This window comes from Acinetobacter chengduensis (genome assembly GCF_003664645.1).
In the GTDB taxonomy this organism is placed as follows: domain Bacteria; phylum Pseudomonadota; class Gammaproteobacteria; order Pseudomonadales; family Moraxellaceae; genus Acinetobacter; species Acinetobacter chengduensis.
The window spans coordinates 120,082-133,534 of record NZ_RCHC01000007.1; the positions used below are offsets into that span (position 1 = coordinate 120,082).

Annotated in this window: 12 protein-coding genes; 1 reads left to right on the forward strand and 11 read right to left on the reverse strand. The window is 40.2% G+C overall.

Annotated elements, in window-relative coordinates; translation table 11 throughout:
- Nucleotide 1 precedes the first annotated feature (1 nt).
- From D9K81_RS08150 to D9K81_RS08190, 9 genes are all read right to left on the reverse strand, one after another.
- Complete coding sequence (locus tag D9K81_RS08150) at nucleotides 2–418, reverse strand: hypothetical protein (protein ID WP_120375222.1); 417 nt, start codon at nucleotides 416–418, stop codon at nucleotides 2–4.
- 21 nt (nucleotides 419–439) lie between these two features.
- Nucleotides 440–901: a hypothetical protein gene (locus tag D9K81_RS08155; protein ID WP_120375223.1), complete on the reverse strand. Its 462-nt coding sequence runs from the start codon at nucleotides 899–901 to the stop codon at nucleotides 440–442.
- A 106-nt stretch (nucleotides 902–1,007) separates the two neighbouring features.
- Complete coding sequence (sohB, locus tag D9K81_RS08160; RefSeq protein WP_120375224.1) at nucleotides 1,008–1,970, reverse strand: protease SohB; 963 nt, start codon at nucleotides 1,968–1,970, stop codon at nucleotides 1,008–1,010.
- 136 nt (nucleotides 1,971–2,106) lie between these two features.
- Complete coding sequence (locus D9K81_RS08165) at nucleotides 2,107–2,784, reverse strand: hypothetical protein (protein WP_121523189.1); 678 nt, start codon at nucleotides 2,782–2,784, stop codon at nucleotides 2,107–2,109.
- A gap of 250 nt (nucleotides 2,785–3,034) precedes the next feature.
- Entirely contained in the window at nucleotides 3,035–3,697 is a 663-nt protein-coding gene (locus D9K81_RS18580) for a hypothetical protein (protein WP_198488223.1), read from the reverse strand.
- Between the two features lie 97 nt (nucleotides 3,698–3,794).
- Nucleotides 3,795–4,721 carry a phosphate ABC transporter ATP-binding protein PstB gene (gene pstB, locus D9K81_RS08175; RefSeq protein WP_120375226.1) on the reverse strand — a complete coding sequence of 309 codons (927 nt, stop codon included), beginning with the start codon at nucleotides 4,719–4,721 and terminating at the stop codon, nucleotides 3,795–3,797.
- Nucleotides 4,722–4,733: 12 nt separating this feature from the next.
- The gene (gene pstA / locus D9K81_RS08180; protein WP_120375227.1) at nucleotides 4,734–6,125 is read right to left on the reverse strand and encodes a phosphate ABC transporter permease PstA; all 1,392 of its coding nucleotides are present in this window, start codon (nucleotides 6,123–6,125) and stop codon (nucleotides 4,734–4,736) included.
- Nucleotides 6,125–7,504, reverse strand: coding sequence for a phosphate ABC transporter permease subunit PstC (pstC, locus tag D9K81_RS08185; protein ID WP_120375228.1), 1,380 nt, complete (start codon nucleotides 7,502–7,504; stop codon nucleotides 6,125–6,127). Before pstC ends, pstA begins: the two co-directional genes overlap by 1 nt.
- A 98-nt stretch (nucleotides 7,505–7,602) precedes the next feature.
- Entirely contained in the window at nucleotides 7,603–8,628 is a 1,026-nt protein-coding gene (locus D9K81_RS08190) for a substrate-binding domain-containing protein (protein WP_120375229.1), read from the reverse strand.
- A gap of 430 nt (nucleotides 8,629–9,058) precedes the next feature.
- Here D9K81_RS08190 and D9K81_RS08195 point away from each other — a divergent pair, with 430 nt between their 5' ends.
- Nucleotides 9,059–10,111: a Rieske 2Fe-2S domain-containing protein gene (locus tag D9K81_RS08195; RefSeq protein WP_120375230.1), complete on the forward strand. Its 1,053-nt coding sequence runs from the start codon at nucleotides 9,059–9,061 to the stop codon at nucleotides 10,109–10,111.
- A gap of 392 nt (nucleotides 10,112–10,503) precedes the next feature.
- Here D9K81_RS08195 and D9K81_RS08200 read toward each other — a convergent pair whose 3' ends face one another.
- Nucleotides 10,504–12,036 (reverse strand): pyridoxal phosphate-dependent decarboxylase family protein, encoded by a 1,533-nt coding sequence (locus tag D9K81_RS08200; RefSeq protein ID WP_120375231.1) that lies wholly within the window; start codon nucleotides 12,034–12,036, stop codon nucleotides 10,504–10,506.
- 3 nt (nucleotides 12,037–12,039) lie between these two features.
- Nucleotides 12,040–13,413 (reverse strand): diaminobutyrate--2-oxoglutarate transaminase, encoded by a 1,374-nt coding sequence (locus D9K81_RS08205; RefSeq protein ID WP_120375232.1) that lies wholly within the window; start codon nucleotides 13,411–13,413, stop codon nucleotides 12,040–12,042.
- Between the last annotated feature and the right edge of the window lie 40 nt (nucleotides 13,414–13,453).

The following is a 13,453-nucleotide window of genomic DNA, read 5'->3' on the forward strand; positions in this document are numbered from 1 at the left end:
ACTAACGATCAACCCATTTTAAAATTTTAGATTCAGCCAAATCTGGATATTCAAACTTATCTAAATATTCAAAGCAGACTTTTTCACCTTTGTTTTTTCTTTCAATCTGTTCATCAAAACGTAAATGCCGATTATATTTTCGGCCGTCAAATAAAATCGTGATTCGCTCAAAATGATCATGCTTAATTGAATAGGTCTTATAAAATTGCACAACACCACAGGCATGCGAAATTAAAACAGGTTTTTCTTCTTTTAAATACACCGCTAAAGCCAAAATTAAACAACCTGGCAGTAGAGCATAATATGGAAAAGTATCTCTATGATTTTTATCCTTTAACTTAGGCACGATAAAAATGATCGTTAAAAATGGCATCATTACTAAACTTAATATGCCAATAAAAATCATAAAACTAAACATGATGATCCCCTGGATGACATTTTAAGGCGCAAGCCACTCAACAATTTGTGAATTTTTTAAATGTGAGTATTTATACCGATCATAAAAGCTAAAACATACCCTTTCGTTCACTTGCTTTCGGGCTAAACTCGTATCAAACCGCATATCACGGCTATATGCTGAACCATCAAGCTTCAATATTATTTTTTCATAAGGGTTACAGCGTGTCTGGTCACGCCCACTGCAATTTTTATAGTGCTTATAACCCAATACCACTGCACAAGCTTTAGAGCGCTCCATTGGCTTGTCTTTTTTCATCGACATACCAAAATGATACGATGCTATCCCAGTGACTAACATTCCTAAAAATATAGCAAAAGGCCAGATCGCCCATTTTTCCCCATCTTTTTCAGCCTTAGGCAAATAAATAACCAAGGTGGCCATGAACCCAAAAAAACAAAAGAAAAATAGAATTAACCCTAAAATAATCAAAAAATTAGACATGATTATCGTCAAAATATATATACCTAAGCAATCTATCACATCAGGATCGCTTTACATAAAAAAAGCCCACCGAAGTGAGCTTTAAATACTTTAAATCAAAAAACTTTTATAACTTTGGATCACGTAGCTGTACCAAGCTTGCATTGGCTTTACTCAATGACTCCATCACTTTAGACATGACAGCAGGCACCAATGAATCTGCCATTTGAGCCGCTTGCAGACCCAATTTTTCACCCAAAGTTGGTTTTTTACGAGTTTGAATCAGATACACATCATGCTGTGGCAAAAGCCCTAACAAATATTCATCCGATGTTTTTAACTGATCCACCAAGTTCAGATCAATTGCATCTTGACCATACCAGTGTTCACCAGTAGCAACTTTTTCTACATTCAACTGCGGGCGGTATTTTTCTACAAAGTGCTTAAATAAATTATGCGTTTGCTGCAATTCTTCTTCAAACTTCGCCTTGCCTTCCGCTGTATTTTCACCAAACATGGTGACTGTACGCTTAAACTGACCCGCAGTATAAAGTTCAAAGTCGATATGCTTTTCTTTGAGCAAACGATTAAAGTTTGGCACTTGCGCAACCACACCAATCGAACCAACCACTGCAAATGGTGCAGATACAATTTCAGAGGCAATACACGCCATCATATAACCACCACTGGCCGCGACTTTATCAACACAAATCGTTAGGTGAAAACCAGCATCACGTAAACGCACCAATTGTGCTGCTGCCAAACCATAACCATGAACCATGCCACCTGGACTTTCTAAACGTAGTACCACACGATCGCGCCCAGCTTTTGCTGTGGCTAAAATTAAGGTAATTTCTTCACGTAAGCTTGCAACAGCAGATGCTGCTGTATCACCATTAAAGTCTAAGACATAAATTTTTTCATTGGTCTTTTTGCGTACGCGAGCTTCTTTTGACAGTTGCTGCGTAAGTTGTAAGAGCTCAAATTTTGAAGCCGTGGTTTGCGCTATTTTTTTTCTTTGTTCATTAATACGCGCATTCAAATGACTGATGCGGATTTCTGCAGGCAGTTTAGATGTATGAAATAACATAATATTTTCTTTTCTCAAATCGGCGCTAAGCTTATATTTTTAGATTAGGCCAATTGTATGTTTTTTCAATAGCATTTTTGCGAATAAACGCTTTTTCGGAACAATTAAGCTTTTTAACTCACTTGCTAAATCCAACTTAGGCATCCTCATTCAGTTGTTGCTCATCTTCCTCTAACTGCTTACGTAGCGCTCGTTCTGCTTGAGCATGTAATAACTGATACTGACGATCTATCTCTAAGAGAGCAAAGAACCGAACATATAAACAAAAAATAGCGTAGTAAAAAAGTCCGATCAGCGACGCATTAATCGGCCACCATGTTTGAATCCAAAAATAACCTCGACGACCAGATCCATCAGGTGTCAGAACCGAATACATGAGAATTAAAACAGTAATGATCATAATGAAAACCAGCCCTTCCGAAAGCCAGCTGTCTAATATCGCTTTTTTCCCTTCAGCTTCTGCTTTGATAAATCTACGCATTTTAAACTGTGCATGTGTCCGCGTATATTCACGCCAGACCTGTCGTCCTTCACCTCGCTTAAACTGGCGATGAATTAAAACATACAGTACGGGTCCCATTATGATGCTTGCAATTACAAATATATCGTATAGCCAACGGTGATAATTACTCATACCAGAACTAGAGGCTGTAGCGAATAGACCTTCATAGGGTAAAAATTTAGCTAAAATCAGGCTAACTGCCACCAGTATAAATGCAATCAACAATGCAATATGAGGCGTGCCAAAGATAGCTGCAAAGAGTTTTTTTTGGGTCTGTTTTAATAGTTCAGCTTGCTGTTTATCTGGAGTCATGTGGCTCCCACGCACTCATTAAAATATTACAACCACCATAACATACAATTTAAATATATGTATTATATTAGGTTTTTATAAAATAAAAATAAGCTATCACATTCAAAAATTGTATACTCACCCAGCTTAAGCATGAGCTTTCATACTCATAGTGCAATAGCTTGAAGGATTTTTCCCTTAAAAATGTGATCTATTTCGATCATATTCTATGAATTCAATCCGGATATGAAGAGCATAATAAAGTTTTTGCTTAAGCTTCCTCTTGTTGTATAAGACTTTTTTGTTCTTGCCTTTTTGCTTCTGCTTGCATCCTCTGGAAATGCTTATGCATATCTTCAGTAGAATAAAGTCTTAGAAAAAGATAAATTTGACAACAATAAAATGTCCAGATAATTACAGCATTGATTGGCCACCACGATAAAATCCAAAATGTAGATTTATATGTACCTGTATAGGGTGTCATCCATATATACATCGCGACCACCCCAACACTCATTACTAACATCACCATGTAAAATATGATTTTACTTGAATACATGATGGTCGATTTATGTTGTGATTGAGCATATTGATATTCTCTAAACCTTGCTTCTGCAATAAGTTTAGTTGTGCTAAACCATAAGCGTCGAAATTTCAAATCTTGTTTTTTATGCTGTAAACGTAGATATACCATACAACCCATAACACATGAGGTGATAACAAAAACATCATATAGCCAGCGATGATAATTGCTCATACCCACACTTTGCGATGTCGCAAAAAAACCATCATGCGGTATGAACATCGCACAGATCAAACTTATTGTGACCATTACACATGCATAGAGTTTTCCAATATGCTCTGTTCCAAATAAAGCTTTATTGATTAAATCCTGAATATCTTCAGCCGATGCTTGTGGTTTGGAATATTTCATATTGCGTTATTTTGATGGTTTTATCTTTCATATTAAATCATCATAACAAAAAACAGAGCCATAAGGCTCTGTTTTTAATAAATATAAATCTAAGAAATCAACCAAATCGGCCTGTAATATAGGCTTCAGTTAACTGATGGTCGGGTTGTGTAAATACTTTCTCAGTTGAGTTCACTTCAATAAGATCACCCAAATGGAAGTATGCCGTACGGTCAGATACACGCGCGGCCTGTTGCATTGAGTGCGTCACAATGGCAATAGTGTACTGAGTAGAAAGCTCTGAAATTAACTCTTCTACTTTTGCTGTTGCAATTGGATCAAGTGCAGAACAAGGCTCATCCATCAAAATTACTTCAGGTGAAACTGCAATAGTACGGGCAATACATAAACGTTGCTGCTGACCACCAGATAACCCTGTACCCGGTTGACTTAAACGGTCTTTTACTTCATCCCACAAACCAGCTTTACGCAGACTGTTTTCGACAATTTCTTCCATATCGTATTTGTCACGTGCCAGACCATGTAGTTTTGGACCGTATGCCACGTTATCAAAAATAGACTTTGGAAATGGGTTTGGTTTTTGGAATACCATGCCGACTTGAGCACGCAATAACACCACGTCCAAATTTGGATCGTAGATGTCTTGGCTATCTAACATCACTTTACCTGTCACACGACAGCTATCAATCGTGTCATTCATACGGTTTAAAGTACGTAAGAATGTTGACTTACCACAGCCCGATGGGCCAATAAAAGCTATCACTTCATTTTCATAAATGTTCAGATCAATGCCTTTAATCGCTTCAGCTTCACCATAATAAACATGCACATCTGTCGTGCTCAGTTTTACATTCGCACTCTTTGCATCTTTTTTTGCAGAAGCTTGCGTATCAAATTGAGAGACAAAAGACGTTGCAGGAGCTTGAGCGACTGCGTCATCAGACGTAAATTGCGTTTCGTTTTGATTCACTGACTTATCCTGATTTGAGGAATTCGTTGTAGATGTTGCCGTTGCTGTATTCATGTTTTAATCCTATTACCAACGAACTTCAAATTTCTTTCGTAACCAAATAGCCAAGCTATTTAAGCCAATCATGAGTGCCAACAATACGATAATGGCAGCTGCAGTACGGCCTTCAAAGAAGTTACGCATTTCATTGCCCTGCCACAAAAAGATTTGTACAGGTAATGCTGAAGATTGATCCAATGGTGTTGCAGGTACGCTGGCAACAAAGGCACTCATACCAATCAGTAGCAATGGCGCAGTTTCACCTAATGCTTGCGCTACACCAATAATTGCACCTGTTAAAATGCCAGGTAAAGCCAAAGGCAACACATGATGGAACACAGTTTGCAAGCGCGATGCGCCCAAGCCTAAAGCTGCCTGACGAATTGAAGGTGGTACTGCTTTTAATGATGCACGTGTAGTAATGATTACTGTCGGAAGCGTCATAAGGCTTAAGACTAAACCACCCACCAACGGTGCAGATAATGGCAAATGTAGCCAACCAATAAAGATCGAAGCACCTAATAGACCAAATACAATTGATGGAACAGCCGCCAAGTTATTAATGTTGACTTCAATCACGTCTGTCACCCAGTTTTTAGGTGCAAATTCTTCAAGGTAAATAGCTGAAGCAACACCAATTGGAATGGAGATCACAATCACGATCAGCATCATGAATAATGAACCCATAAATGCACCCGCTAAACCAGAAGTTGCAGGCGAACTTCGTGAGTCTGGGCTGGTGAAAATATTGGTGTTAAAGGTGCTACTAATAATTCCTTCAGCTTTTAACTGGTCTGCCAATTGGCGTACTTCAGGGCTTAACTGTTGCTGATCATCAGGTAATGAACGATTGATATTGCCTGCTAACCAAACATCTACATTGGCATCCGCTAAAATTTTCAGGTCTTCTTTTTTGCCCACCAATGATGGATCTGCAAAAACCATATCACGTAAACGGTAGGCTTCAGAACTGGTATATAAGCTACTCAGATCGTCACGTTTTGCTTCAAGTGCTTTGTCTTTCGAAATGATGCCATTAACGATAAGTGCATCCCAATCCACCATCCCCATTTCAGTTTGCCATGCAATATAGCGTTCTTGATAATGCGCTGGAGATTCACCAGTTTTTTGGATTGGCTTTGGCCCTGCCGTAATAATACTTGGGTCAAAATAGACTGGCACATTCATCGAACTTTGCCAGAATGCTGGAAGTCCTTTAATTAAGATACTGCCAAATAATAAGACAACAAAACATAGCCCTGTGATGACTGCTGAAAAACCAAAGATGCGAAACACTTTTTCTTTACGATGGCGCTTAGATAAAGAGCTTTCGATAGTTTTTTTACGCTTTTCTCGCAGTTCTGCTGCAACACGTGGATCCATTGCTTGATCCATAGAAGATGTATTTGAAGTACTCATTATTCGTATTGCTCACGGTATTTGCGCACGATATACAGTGCAACAATGTTGAGACCTAAGGTAATCACAAATAAGGTTAAACCCAATGCGAATGCCACCAATGCCTGTGGACTAGCAAAATCTGTATCGCCTGTTAACTGATTCACAATGGTGATCGTTACAGTTGAAACTGCTTCTAAAGGATTCACATGAAGAAGTGGGCTATTACCTGCAGCAAGCACCACAATCATAGTTTCACCAATTGCACGTGAAGCTGCCAATAAAAATGCACCAATAATTCCTGGTAATGCTGCTGGGATCACCACTTGGCGAATGGTTTCAGATTTGGTTGCCCCTAAACCGAGTGAACCATCACGTAGTGCACGTGGCACTTGCGTAATAATGTCGTCTGAGAGTGATGAAACAAAAGGAATGATCATGATGCCCATGACGAAGCCAGCAGTTAAAGCACTGGTTGCGTTAATGTCTAGGCCAATATAAGCCCCCATTTGCTTAATGAATGGGCCAATAATCATCAGTGCAAACACACCATATACGATGGTTGGGATACCTGCCAACACTTCAATTGCTGGTTTTGCCCATGCACGGAAACTTGGTTTGGCATACTCTGCCAAGTAAATAGCAATCATCAAACCAACAGGCACTGCAACCAGTAAGGCGATACCACTGACCATCAGCGTACCCCACAGCAATGGTAATAAACCATAACTGCCTTCAGCATTACCTGAGGTGCTAAAACCTGGATTCCATACAGTACCAAAGAAGAAATCGAGTGGACTCACAAAGCTGAAAAAGCGCATTGCTTCGCTAAACATCGACATCACAATGCCAACAGTCGTCAAAATCGCGACACCCGAGCATAATGCCAAGCCAATATTTAAGACTTTTTCGACTTGATTACGTGCACGAAATTGCGTTGCAACTCGACGCTTCGCCCAGACCAATCCTACTAGCGCAGCACACAGAACTACGGCCAGTTTTGCAAAAGTGCCTATCGACTCAACGTGCTTTAGGTGTTCTGCTGCCGCTATTTCATACTGAGCAGGCGTATCGCTCACACCAAAGCCTGAAGCAATCGATTGCACACGATCAATCAGCACACTAATACTAGCAGGATCCATCGTGGCTTTAATTTGCTCAGGCACATTGCTTAACACCACATGTTTAAAAATGGTGGGTTCAACAATATTCCAAACAATCAAAATTAAAAAAGCAGGTATACCACACCAAAGTGCAACTAACGCGCCATAATAGCCTGGACGCGAATGCAACATTGCCGAATTATTTCCCTTGCCAGCCAAGTTGCGGCTTTTGGTTAAACCAACCTGATAGGCTATTGCTACAATTGCCAGTAGCACCCCTATAAGCAGTAGATTCATGTACTCTCCACCATTTTTTCAATTTTCATTCTTTGAAAAAAATGTATTTGCAAAAAGCCAATGACAGGTTTCCCTGCCATCAGCCAATGGTCTTTCTATTACTTAACTGCTTTACCTGCTTTAAAGTCTGCAAGTACTTTTGCACGCTCTTTATCAGACATTGAAATTAAGCCTGCTTTTTCTAGCTTAGAGCCTTTACCTGTCACTTTTTTGCTAATAAAGAATTCTGTATATTCTTTTAAGCCTTTAATTGCTTTTAAGTGCTCGCCTTTCACGTAGAAGAACAATGGACGAGATACAGGGTAAGAACCATTCAGAATTGTTTTCTCAGAAGGCACAACGTTGTTTACTGTTGCAACACGTAGCTTGTCACGGTTTTGATCATAGAAACCTAGACCAAACACACCTACTGCACTTGGAGAAGTTTTTAAACGTGCCAATGTTTCTGTATAATCACCAGAAATTTCAATTACTTTGCCATCTTTACGGAAGTTAGAACATGCTTTTTTCTGAGCATCTTTATCTAATTTTGCGAAAGCTTCATAAGTTTCACAGCCAGCATCTACCATTTTCTCTTGGAACACTTCACGTGTACCGTGGTTAGATGCAGGAATGACTAAAGTAATCGGTTCATTTGGTAATGATTTATCAATTTGATTCCAACGTGTATACGGGTTAGGAATCATTTTGCCATCTGCAGGAAGCTCTGCTGCTAAAGCTGCAAATACGTGCTGTGGACGTAATTTGTATGCTGCTTTATGTGAGTTAGATGCAAATACAATACCGTCATAACCAATTTTGATTTCTAATACTTGGTTTACACCAGCTTTTTTACATGCTGCTAATTCAGTATCTTTAATTTTGCGTGATGCGTTTGCGATATCAATTGTATTATCACCCACACCATTACAGAATTGTTTCAAGCCACCTGAAGTACCGCCAGAACCTACAACTGGTGTTTTAAATTGTGGGAATGTGTTGCCAAATTCTTCCGCTGCAATACTTGCATACGGTAAAACTGTAGAAGAACCAGCGATTTGAATCGTGTCACGCGCAGCGTTTGCAGTTGTTGCTACAGCCGCGCCAGTTAGTGCCAATGCAAGTGCGATATTATTGAAGCGCATTCTCATCTCTCTCAGTTGATGCATTTTTGGAGTACGCCACTTTGTTATTAAGTTTTGTACTTATTTGGATAACTGCATTTTGATTTTAGAATATGACAACTAAGTTACAACTTTATGACGCTTTGATGATAATTAATCACTAGGCTTTGATTTAAATAATTTTCTTTAAAATTCAATGTGTAAGTTAATTTTACCAAATATGTTCTTAAAGCATTTTTTCATACTTTTTCGTAACACTTCAACAGGGTGTCATATTTTAATGACCTGTGAATGACGCTCGGCCTGCATAAATCTTCAATTTAAATCTGCTTCGATGCTCATCTTTTAAATATAGTGTTCTGATTTAACATACGCTTCATTCCAATAATTGAAATTTCTATACACACCAGCTTGACCTATATTCAAAAAAAGCCAGCTTGATGACAGAAAAATGAATAGCAAAACCATTGCGACCTTTAATCCTGATTTGCCAGTCCACATGACATTTGAAGAACATGACTGGCATTTGCTAGCGGAATATTGGTACCCCATCGCACTTGCGCGAGACATTAGCGAACAGCCCTATGGCACGATGTTACTCGACATGCCATTGGTGATTTATAAAATGGGAGATGAACTGATTGTTGCTAAAGATGCCTGCCCGCATCGAGGCGTGCCACTTAGTTTAGGTAAAAATGATGGCCAAGGTGTCGTCTGTCGTTATCATGGCTTACGCTTTGGCAAACAAGGTCAGTGCAACCGAATTCCCGCTCATCCCGAACACAAAATTTCTCCACGCTTTAACTTATGCACTTATGCCTCTGTAGAACGTTATGGTTTAATTTGGTGTTGCCTAACTGCAAATAAAGATGCTGAACCCAATATTCCATGTATGCCAAATTGGGATAACGCCGAGTTTCAGCAATTGGTTTGCCCCACTGTAGATTTTCAATGTTTTGCAGGTCGTCAGCTCGAAGGCTTTATAGATGTTGCACATTTTGCTTGGGTACATCCTGATACCTTTGGTGACCCTGAAAATGTCGAAGTGCCCGATTATAAAACTGTGGAAACTGAAACAGGCTTTAACGCAGACTATTGGAGCAGCGTAGGACGTTATCCTATTGGTTTAGATCAAAGAGGCAAAGACGGTTTCCAGTGGCTACGTCATTTTGAAATTCACTTGCCTTTTACTGCAACACTGACCATCCATTTTCCAAACAATGCCAAACAAGTAATTATGAATGCTGCCAGTCCTATGACAGCCCGTTCTACACGCCTATTTGCACCTATTTGCCGTAATTATGACAAAGACTTGCCTGTAGAAGATGCTTATGACTTTAACCTGAAAATATTTGAAGAAGACCGGTTAGTATCCGAATCACAAAAGCCTGAATATTTGCCATTGGATTTGAGCATAGAAGCACATTTTCCTGCTGACCGCAGTTCAAGTATGTACCGTAAATTATTGCGTAAGAAAGGCTTTAGCCCGTTGTTTGCAGCATAAGTAATATCACCGATTTTGTAAACGTGTATAGATATCCATTATCGATCAAATTTATTACCCTCTCTTCCTCTCGCGCTATGCTTATCCCTAAGAGAAAAGGAACCTAGGTTGCGAACTTTTATTCTTTGAAATTTTGTGGAACCTCGCCCATGAATTTCTCACCCATCAATTACTATCGTGATTGGCGACATGGATGTCGCCGTTAGGCAAAGGTTACATGGATGTGCCTTTTGCCTAACAAGGATTTTGGTTACTTTGATCCATCAAAGTAACAATCTGCGTACGAATTAAAATATCCTTACTCAATGAAAAATTGTGGCCGTGCAATAACAAGCTCCATTTCATTAAAAAAAAGGAGCTCTATTGAGCTCCTTTTTTACACAAACAATTGATTAGTCAATTGCAGGTGTATATGTACCATCAGCGATTGCATCTTTAATACGATCAGCTTCTGCAAGCACAAGAGCAAGCAAATTCTTCACGTTATCTAAAGTTGCTACTGGGCTTAAAGTCGTCATTTTCAATGATTGAACTTGACCAACCTTAGTTACACCAATGTTCGCTTCACCACGTGCAAACAATTCGTCTGCCACGTTTTGGTTCAGTGTATCCAGTAATTCTGTAGGGTAACCCTCAGGAATTACACGGAACAACACAGATGCAAATTGAGGATCAACCAACATTTCTAGACCGTCAGTTGCATTGATATAATCTGCAACATCACGTGTAAGACCTACACCGTGATCGATCATTGAACCGTAAAGCTCTTCACCTAGCGCTTCAACAGTCATCCACAATTTCAACGCGTCAAAACGGCGAGTTGTTTGTAATGACTTAGATACTAGGTTAGGTACGCCATGCTCTTCATCATAAGCAGAGTTTAAGTACTCAGCTTCATAATGCATGAAACGATAGTTCGCTTCGTCTTTCAGCAAGAACGCGCCACATGAAATCGTTTGGAAATAATGCTTATGGAAATCAAGCGTTACTGAGTCAGATAGCTCAATACCATCTAACATTGAACGATAGTCATTTGAAAGAATCAGTGCACCACCCCATGCTGCGTCGATATGCATCCACGCGCCATATTTATTGGTGATTTCACGTACTTCTTTGAGTGGGTCAATTGCGCCTGCATCGGTTGTACCCGCAGTTGCTACCACACATGCCACGATTTTGCCTTCAGATTGAAGGTGTGCCATGGTTTTCTCAAGTGCGTCCATGTCCATGCGTGCATTTGCATCTACAGGAACAGTCACGACAGACTGGAAACCCATGCCCATCATCGCCATGTTCTTTTGCACAGAGAAATGTGCATTTTCAGAACAAATGACTTTAACGTTACGCATCGCTTCCGCAGGTACGCCATCACGCTGAACAGACCACGGATTACCGTTTTCGTCTTTCCAGTTTTTCGCGATACATGCATCACGCGCAAGCAAAACGCCCATCAAGTTAGACTGTGTACCGCCAGAGGTGAATACACCTGCTTGACCCGCACCATAGCCTACTTTTTGGCGAAGCCAATCGATCAACTGAACTTCCATCAATGAACCCGCTGGACTTTGATCCCATGAATCCATAGATTGGTTGGTTGCGTTAATCAACACTTCTGCGATTTGGCTTGTCACCATAGTTGGGCAGTGCAAATGCGCAAGTGAATGCGGATGATGCACTTTTAAGCTTTTATTTAAGAAAAGCTCAACCATACGGTCTAATGATTTTTGAACGCCCATACCTTCTTTAGAAGGATTGAATGCAATTGCAGAGCGAAGCTCTTTAATGCTACCGCCCGTATACATTTTGTCATTTTGCAACCATGCAGAAACGGCTTTCACCGCCTCGCCCATTACTGACTCATAGTCAGCAATGGATTGTGCATCATTGCAGAATAACGCTTTACGATGTTCTGCAAAATCTACCATGACTTATGCGCCTCGAGTTGCAACAAGTGCTTCAGCAAGTGCTTTCTTGAAGCGAACAATCACTTCTTCACATTCAGCTTGATTAATGATCAATGGGCAAAGTAAACGAATTACAGTACCGTTACGACCACCTTTTTCTAACAACAATTTGTTGTTAAAGCATGCTGCCTGAATTGCCGCTGCCAATTGAGAATCACCAGGTAAAGAACCCATGTGATCAGCTTTTTGACGTTCATCAACGATTTCAACACCAATCATCAAACCACGGCCACGCACGTTACCGATACATGGGAACTCAACAGCTAACTTTTTAATTTCAGCTTGTAAGAAATCACCACGCTCTTGCGCGTTTTGAGCCAAGTTTTGCTCTTTAATGGTTTTGATCGTTGCAAGACCAGTACCCATCGCCAATTGGTTACCACGGAATGTACCCGTGTGACCCGCTGGTTGCCATGCATCAAACTTACGTTTAATACCAAGTACTGCAAGCGGTAAGCTACCACCTACGGCTTTAGACATTACAACAACATCTGGTTCAATACCTGCATGTTCAAAGGCAAACATTTTACCTGAACGTGCAAAGCCCGCTTGAACTTCATCAAGAATCAACACAATGTTGTGCTTTTCAGTCACTTCACGGATTTTCTTTAACCATTTTACAGGTGCAGTTACCACACCGCCTTCACCTTGGATTGCTTCCAAGATAACTGCAGCCGGTTTAGTTACACCGCTTTCTACATCTTCAATGAAGTTTTCGAAATAATAAGTTAATGCATCTACACCCGCTTCACCGCCAATGCCTAGTGGGCAACGGTATTCATGCGGATATGGCATAAATTGAACACCCGGCATTAAACCGTTCACAGCATTCTTTGCAGACAAGTTACCTGTCATTGCTAAAGATCCGTGAGTCATACCATGGTAACCACCTGAGAAGCTGATTACTGAACTACGACCAGTGTAAGTTTTTGCTAATTTAATTGCTGCTTCTGTACCATCTGCACCAGATGGACCACAGAACTGTAAGCAGTACTCTTCTTTACCACCAGGTAATTGCTCAAGTAATGCTTCAGTAAATGCATCTTTTAAAGGCGTTGTTAAATCCAAAGTATGCAATGGGAGACCACTTGCAAGTGTGTCGTGGATACTTTGAATTACCGCAGGATGGTTATGGCCCAATGCCAATGTTCCTGCCCCAGCTAAACAATCGAGGTACTCTGTACCTTCAACATCAGTAACCCAGCAGCCTAAAGCTTTTGCTATCGCAAGTGGAAGTTTACGCGGATAGCTACGAACATTGGATTCCATCTGGCTTTGGCGAGTCAAATAGTATTCGTTAGTAGAATTAGTGGCAGGGTTTACAGAAGAAACGCTCATATCGAATTACCATCTCTGATATGGGTTGAAAGAAATAAGT

Coding starts and splice junctions, on each gene's coding strand:
- D9K81_RS18580 (WP_198488223.1), bottom strand. CDS start 3,697: ATGAAATATTCCAAACCACAAGCATCGGCTGAAGATATTCAGGATTTA.
- D9K81_RS08200 (WP_120375231.1), bottom strand. CDS start 12,036: ATGGTAGATTTTGCAGAACATCGTAAAGCGTTATTCTGCAATGATGCA.
- D9K81_RS08155 (WP_120375223.1), bottom strand. CDS start 901: ATGTCTAATTTTTTGATTATTTTAGGGTTAATTCTATTTTTCTTTTGT.
- D9K81_RS08205 (WP_120375232.1), bottom strand. CDS start 13,413: ATGAGCGTTTCTTCTGTAAACCCTGCCACTAATTCTACTAACGAATAC.
- pstB (WP_120375226.1), bottom strand. CDS start 4,721: ATGAATACAGCAACGGCAACATCTACAACGAATTCCTCAAATCAGGAT.
- D9K81_RS08195 (WP_120375230.1), top strand. CDS start 9,059: ATGAATAGCAAAACCATTGCGACCTTTAATCCTGATTTGCCAGTCCAC.
- D9K81_RS08150 (WP_120375222.1), bottom strand. CDS start 418: ATGTTTAGTTTTATGATTTTTATTGGCATATTAAGTTTAGTAATGATG.
- sohB (WP_120375224.1), bottom strand. CDS start 1,970: ATGTTATTTCATACATCTAAACTGCCTGCAGAAATCCGCATCAGTCAT.
- D9K81_RS08190 (WP_120375229.1), bottom strand. CDS start 8,628: ATGCGCTTCAATAATATCGCACTTGCATTGGCACTAACTGGCGCGGCT.
- pstA (WP_120375227.1), bottom strand. CDS start 6,125: ATGAGTACTTCAAATACATCTTCTATGGATCAAGCAATGGATCCACGT.
- pstC (WP_120375228.1), bottom strand. CDS start 7,504: ATGAATCTACTGCTTATAGGGGTGCTACTGGCAATTGTAGCAATAGCC.
- D9K81_RS08165 (WP_121523189.1), bottom strand. CDS start 2,784: ATGACTCCAGATAAACAGCAAGCTGAACTATTAAAACAGACCCAAAAA.